This is a genomic window from Paenibacillus agaridevorans (genome assembly GCF_003112455.1).
Taxonomy (GTDB): domain Bacteria; phylum Bacillota; class Bacilli; order Paenibacillales; family Paenibacillaceae; genus Pristimantibacillus; species Pristimantibacillus agaridevorans.
Window position 1 is genome coordinate 296029 of record NZ_BDQX01000458.1, and the last position, 6858, is coordinate 302886.

Genomic DNA, 6858 nt, shown 5'->3' on the forward strand with positions numbered 1-6858 from the left:
CATTTCCGGTGTCATAGGACTTGTATTTGGTCAAAAACAAATTCGGTTCGGCGAGACGAAAGCGATAGATGCTTTGTTTGACATCGCCTACCATAAACAGATTGCCTCGCCCTTCCCGCGCGATCAACGTGACGATCGCTTCTTGCACCATGTTCGTATCCTGGTACTCGTCCAGCAAAATCTCGTCGAACTGTACGCGGTATTCCTCTGCGGCACTTGAAGGCACTAAATGTCCCGGCTCGGAGCTCTCGTCGCGCAAAATGCGAAGGCAATAATGCTCGAGATCCCCGAAATCGAGCAGTCCTTTGTCCCGCTTCGCGGCTTCGTAGCGCTGTCCAAACGACACCGCCAGTTCGGAAAGCGCCCCCATAAGCGGCGCCAGCTCCCGCAGCTCCTCCACGAACTGCTCCGACGTACGGCCAAACAGCTCTTCGGCGATGGAGCCGATCAACTTCTTGACATCCTCCCGCAGCGACTTCGCCTCTTCCTGCAGAGACTTGTCATAGCCGTCTCCGCGAAGCGCCTTGAGCTTGCCAAACGCCGCATTGCGGAAGGCATCGCCCAGGCTGCTCCAGGAACCGCTCTCCGCCGCTAGTCGAATATGGCGAACGACGGACAGATCTTCATCGAAGGTCTCTGCATAAGGCGCAGGCCCCCCGGCAAGCCGCGTGATGTCCAGCGCTTCCTCCAATTGCGACTCCGCTCCGCTCAGCGCCAGCAGAACGTCCCGGTGCATGCTCTGCACCCAGGGAGAAGCCTCCAGCTCCCGGGCGTTGCCTATCTCGAAGGCCGCTGCCGTTTGACGGAGCCAGTAAGCTGGCCACGGATGGCTTTGGGCGAATTCATGAAGCTGGCCTACAAGCCGATAGAGCGGTTCGTCGCCCCGCTCGCCGCCGTAACGCTCCGCCAGCTCCAGAAATGCCGCGGCGCCCTCGCCTTCTCCGCTGTACATATATTCGAACAGCTCGTCCATGACGTCGAGCTTAAGCAGCTCGCTCTCCGTCTCGTTCGCGATGCGGAAGCCCGGATCGAGACCGATGAGCGGGTAGTGTCTGCGAATGACGTCCATGCAGAAGGAATGCAGCGTCGTAATGGACGCTCTTCCCATCAGCGCCAGCTGCCGCCTTAAGTGATCGGAGTCCGGCTGGGCTTCCAGCTCCTTCTCGAGCGCCAGCGTAATCCTCTCTTTCATCTCCGCCGCCGCCGCTTTCGTAAAGGTGGCGACCAGCAGCTTGTCCACGTCTGTATCGGACGATATTTTGCGAATGATGCGTTCGACGAGCACCGCTGTTTTGCCGGAGCCGGCCGCGGCCGCTACCAGCACGTTTCGCCCTCCCGTCACGACAGCCTTCCATTGATCGTCGGTCCAGGTGCTGTTCTCCGGCTTGGGCGGAAGCGTCGCGACAACCTTATTAAACTCGTTACTCATAGAGCTACACCTCCTCCAGCAAACGCCAGACATCTTCCTTGGACGTCTTCGTCAGCTTGCGATATTCGTTCCCCTCGACAAGCGGGTCGAACTGGCATACCGGCTTGTAATCGCAAAATTGGCACGGCGTCTTGTCTCCGAGCCGATAGGGCTCTATGGAAACATTTCCTTGCTGGATGGAATGGCCGATCCCCGTAATCGTCCGTCTTACCGAACGACGCAATGTCGACCATTGCTCATTCGTCACGACCGAGGAGCTGCTGTAAAAGCTGCCATCCTTTTTGAGCGCGACTGGCAGCACCTCCGAATAACCTTGCTCCAGGTCGCCATCCATCAGACGCACCACCTCCGCATCGGCCGTCAGCAGACCCTTCATCTTGTAGCGCTTCAGCAGCATGCCGTCCGCTTCTTCTTCCGATGTCCGGTTGGAGAGCGCCATTACGGGATTGTGAACATGGAAGTAGAGCACGCCGGCCGGAGAAGCCGGCTGACCCAGCCATTCGTTCGCATGCGTGACGAGCACATCGAGATACGTCAGCATTTGGAGCGACAGGCCGTATACGACCTCTTCCAGCCTAAGCGAGGTTGAGCTGGACTTATAGTCCATGACGCGCAGCAGCAAGCCGTCCTCCGTCTCCGCAGCATCGACGCGGTCGATCCGGCCGATCACCTCCATCTGCGCTCCGCTTGGAAGCTGCAGCACCATAGGCGGCAGCTTGCCGCCCGGGCCGAAGTCGATCTCCAATCCGACAGGTTGGAAATCCGCTCTCCTGGCGTGCTCGCCAAGCATGACTGCCGCTTGGGCGACAATGGCTTTGAGCTTGCGGGCAACAAAGCCGAACCGGCCGCTGCTGAGCAGAATTTGCGATTGAAGCTTGGGCGCAAGCTCATCCACGGTACGCGCAGCGGCTTCCTTGATTTCCGCCCGAGGCGTGCTGCCCCAGCCTCCGCCAAGCTTGCCGGCCAGCGCGCTGAGAGCGGCATGGAACAACTGGCCGATATCCGGCGCAGCCAGGCGGTAGAGCTTCCGCTCCCGCAGCTTGAGGCCGTGTATGGCAAAGTGCTGGAACGGACAGGAGACGAATCGTTCCATCCGAGAGACGCTGACTTGCATTCGAGAGCCGTATAGTTCCCGCGCGAGCACCTCCGGCAGCTCTTTCTCAATATTGCGGAAGTCCAAGGAAGACAGAAGCATGCCAAGCCTGTCCTGCCATTCGGGACGGGCGGCGTACCAGTTGTACGCATCCCACCAGAAAGATGCCAATTCCTTGCCAATTACCCTCGATTGACGCAATGCACTGATCAAATGGGATAAAGTTCTGCGCGGATGTACGAGAAATTCCTTTTGATGAACCTCCGGCATCGCGAGATTAGGTTCTGCGGCGATTTCCTTTACGGCCAGTCCAGGGAACATGCCTTGCACCTGACGAATCAGCTCCGAGGGAAGCAGACTTTTGCCTTCCTCGTCCGCCATCGTCCAGCTGATCCAGAGATGACGGCTAGGCGTCGTCAAAGCGTTATATACCATAAACCGTTCATCAAGAAGACGACGCTTCGCGCTAGGAGCCATGGAGAGCCCTGCTTCTGCCAACAGCTCCCGCTCTGCTTCCGACAACAGTCCGTCCTCCTTGCCGCGCATGGGAATGACCCCGTCATTGGCGCCTAACACGTAACTGACTGCGATTCCGCGCGAGCGGGTACGATCCATGCTTCCCACCAGCACCTGGTCCAGCGCAGGGGGGACCGCGGCGAGCGTCAGGCTGTCAAGCCCCGACTCCACCATGCCCGCAAACAGCTCCGGCGGCATCTTCTCGTCGCCAGCAAGCTCGACAAGCTGATCCAGCAGCGCCAGGACGCCGTCCCAGAGCTGGCGATGCGATCTTGCCCGCAGGGGCAACCCCGCAGCCATCTCTTCCCCGCTCCAGATCTCCAGCCGGTCTGCCGCATCCGTATCCGCGAGCAATTGGTACATGGCCTCCGCCATATCGCGAACGGTGCCGGCGGAGCGCAGCTTCTCGCCGAAGCGTCGAAGCGGCGGCACTATGACCTCGCGCGCCGCCATAACGAGTTCGAATTCCCGCTGGGCGCTGGCGCTCACTGTCGCCATGGCCTCGTCCTCTTCCAGCGATACCGGCGCTTGCGGTCTCCAACTGCCATTGTCGAGCCACTTCCAGCCGTCGATGCCGGCAGCGAGCACGAAATTTTCAAGACGGTCGAACCATTCGCGTGGCATGCTTCGATCTACAGGGAACATCATCTCCGTCTTGATGCAGCGGAATACGGCGTCGTAACGCCAACCGAACAGGACCGACTCCAGCGAAGAGCGGATAAATTCCACGAGCGGATGATGCAGCGCCTTCTCCTTCCGGTCGACGAAGTACGGAATTTCGTAATCGGAGAACACCAGAGAGACGTAATCGGCGTAGTCCTCCGCATTCCGAACCATAATCGCCATATCCCGCCAGCGAAGCCCTTCTTCCCTTGTCCTGCGCAGCATATCGCGGGCTACAGCCTCGACCTCGGCACGTCTGCCTGCGGCAGCTTGGAGCGACAAGCCTCGTTCGCCGGCCGGCAGGGGCATCGGGTTTCTTTTACCGCCATAATTCCGTTCCAGATGCCCCAGCATCGGATTATCCCTGAACCTGGCCGATGCGACGCTGCCATTATTCAAGTTGATGGGAGGCAGCACATCAATGGCTCTCTCTTCGGCAAGACCGAGCAGCGTGGCGTACGTCTCGGCGGTCGGATGAAACAGATCCAGCTCGTGCGGCGCTTCGCCGAGCTCATAGGGCCTGTCCAGCGTAAGAGCGACAGTAATATGAGCCGAGGAGCCCATCAAGGCGGCCAACGCCCGATATTCCATAGGCGTGAAGCCGTAGAATCCGTCGATCCATATCCGTGCGCCGTTCATGGAAGAAGCTACTGGCCACCCTTCTTCCAGTTGACGCAAATAATCCTCGGCATCCATATAGCGGCCTGCAAGCTCCGTCTCCATCCGATCGTAGATCAAACCGACATCATGCATCTTCCGGTCCAGCATCGCGGAGCGAACGATATCCCCCGAAGCTGCCGATTCTTCTACTTCCGAGGCAGATATGCCGTATCGCTTCCATTCCGTCAATAGCTCAGCCAGCCGATCGATGAAGCCCGGTTGTCCGGCGCCGCTGCCGAACAACTTTAGCTTTTCGGCTTCGCGGTGCACGATTTTGTAGAGCAGCATATGTTTGCCCGTATCCCCAATAGGGACAAGCGCCGTACCGCCCGTCTCTTGCATGACGCGGAACGCAAGGCGTCTAAAGCTGAGCGCCTGTGCGCGCATCGTGCCTCGAAGCCCGCTGCCTCTCAGCATGGCATATTCCGTCTGGAATGTAGCCTGCTCGGGAACAAGCATAATAAGCGGCGGTCCGTCAGGATTCTCGCGGAGACCATTCCGAATCTGCTCCATACAATATCCCGTCTTCCCCGAGCCGGAACGGCCGATTACGAATTGCAAAGGCATAATGGCTTTCTCCCCTCTCCCGGGAGCGGCGCGTTATTTGCTCCGCACCTCGAATATGGCGAATTTCAAGTAATGGCCTTCTTTGACGCCGAGTATCTGCGGATGATCCTTGCCCGCCGCTCGCCATTCGATCAGCCTGAGCGCTTTTCCGGCATCGACGGCCGCCTCGGCAATCGTCTCCAGGAACAAGTCCGGCGCCATATGGTAAGAGCAGCTTGCCGTAACAAGATAGCCGCCTTCATTTACAAGCTTTAATCCTTGCAGATTGATATCCTTGTAGCCTCTGCAAGCTCCCGCCACAGCGCCCTTCGTCTTGGCGAAAGCCGGCGGATCAAGAATAACGACATCCCAGGTGCGCCCCGCATCGGTCAGCTTCTTCGACGTATCAACTCCGACTGCCGCTCTCATCTTACGATCATCCAGCCCCTTCGCCTGCGACCGCAAATAATCGAAGGCATCCGCGACAACAAATTCGACGCGATCCGAAAAGCCGTTGCGCTCCACGTTCCTTCTCGCCGTCTCGATCGCATGGTCGGATACGTCCAGACATGTCACCTTCTTGGCGCCGTACTTGCAGGCATGCAGGGTGAAGCTCCCCGTATGGGCAAAACATTCCAACACCGTGGCGCCGTCCCAATAAGGGAAGGTCACGACCTTCCCGTTGGCATTTAGCGGCACAAGGTCGCCGGCACCGCCTTCGGGATCGGGACCCAACGCAATCCCGGAACGGGCGCCCCAGCCCGTCATGAGCGGCGCAGTGGCAGCGCGATTTTCGCGCTGATCGAAGAAGTAGCCCGTTTTTTGTCCTTCCACGATATCCACTTCCATCTTCAAGCCGTTTTCTTCGATCTCGACGATTCTTGGGCATTGGCCGTATAGCTCTCCCTTGCGCTCCTCCAGTCCTTCCAGCGCTCTTACGCCAACATCGCTCCGCTCATAGATGCCCGCAGGCTGGAACACCTGAACCAGCGCCTTTACGATGCTGTCGCGTCTGGCGTCCATGCCCAGCGTCAACAGCTGAACGACGAGAACGCCGCCGAATCTGTCGACGACGAGTCCAGGCAAGAAGTCCGCTTCCCCGTACACGAGCCTGCAGTCGGAGTCGTTTACAAATCGCGCACGATGTGCTGCACACTCACGGAAGCGCATGACGAAAAAACTTTCGTCCATCTCGATGTCAGGCTTGTAAGAGACGATGCGCACCGTAATTTGAGACTTGGGATTCCAATAACCCGTGCCCAAATATTTTCCTTGCGCCGTCGTCACATTTACGAGATCGCCTCCCGCGGCTTCACCCTCCATCCGGTCGATTTCGCTTGCGAAAACCCAGGGATGTCCTTGTTCCGTTCTTTTCTTGCGCGCCTTTTGCAATATTATCGTCGCCCTGCTCACGTCTCAACTTCCTCTCTCGCACTCTTTTTCTTATAGAGGTTGTTCAAAAAGTCCGCTTCCCATTACGAAGTAATCCTAGAAGCATACTCGACGTCGAATATTGAATTCAGCCGAACCTAAGCGGATGCTTTCGAAGTAGGTTTCCTACGGAAACCTTGCAGGTGCTCACGTAGCTTCCACTACGCTCCGCTCCTCAGGTTCTAGCTTCATCCAATCTTCTCGGTACTGAGAACCGAACTTTTTGAACTCGCACTTATAGACGGGCTTGTCATGCTTGTCTTCTCCCTCGCATACATATAGCTACGAATAGCTACGTGCTGAAAACCGAACTTTAAGATAAGGAGAAACCCATGATCCAGAACCTTCTATTGCCGGTATTCATCGGATTCAGTGTCTTTCTAAGCGGCATGAAGCTGATGGAGCTTGCCCTCCACCGAATGGCAGGACCCCACTTGACCGCCATGCTGCAGAGATCAACGGCCACTCCGCTTCGCGGAATGGCCGTCGGCGCGGCTACGACCGCCGTACTCCAGAGCAG

The 6858-nt window shown here is 57.9% G+C and carries 3 protein-coding genes and 1 pseudogene; 1 reads left to right on the forward strand and 3 read right to left on the reverse strand.

Going from position 1 to position 6858, the window contains the following annotated elements; all coding sequences use genetic code 11:
- The 3 genes from PAT3040_RS39405 to PAT3040_RS35160 form a co-directional block, all read right to left on the reverse strand.
- A partial coding sequence (locus tag PAT3040_RS39405) for a UvrD-helicase domain-containing protein (RefSeq protein ID WP_146200638.1) occupies positions 1-1429 on the reverse strand: 1429 nt, incomplete at its 3' end.
- Between the two features lie 4 nt (positions 1430-1433).
- Complete coding sequence (addB, locus tag PAT3040_RS35155) at positions 1434-4928, reverse strand: helicase-exonuclease AddAB subunit AddB (protein WP_108996266.1); 3495 nt, start codon at positions 4926-4928, stop codon at positions 1434-1436.
- Positions 4929-4961: 33 nt separating this feature from the next.
- A complete protein-coding gene (locus PAT3040_RS35160; RefSeq protein ID WP_181377018.1) occupies positions 4962-6320 on the reverse strand; it encodes a class I SAM-dependent rRNA methyltransferase in 1359 nt (452 codons plus the stop codon).
- A gap of 350 nt (positions 6321-6670) precedes the next feature.
- On the opposite strand from PAT3040_RS35160, the pseudogene PAT3040_RS39410 reads away from it, so the two are divergent.
- Positions 6671-6858: pseudogene (locus PAT3040_RS39410) on the forward strand (Na/Pi cotransporter family protein); the annotation flags it as partial.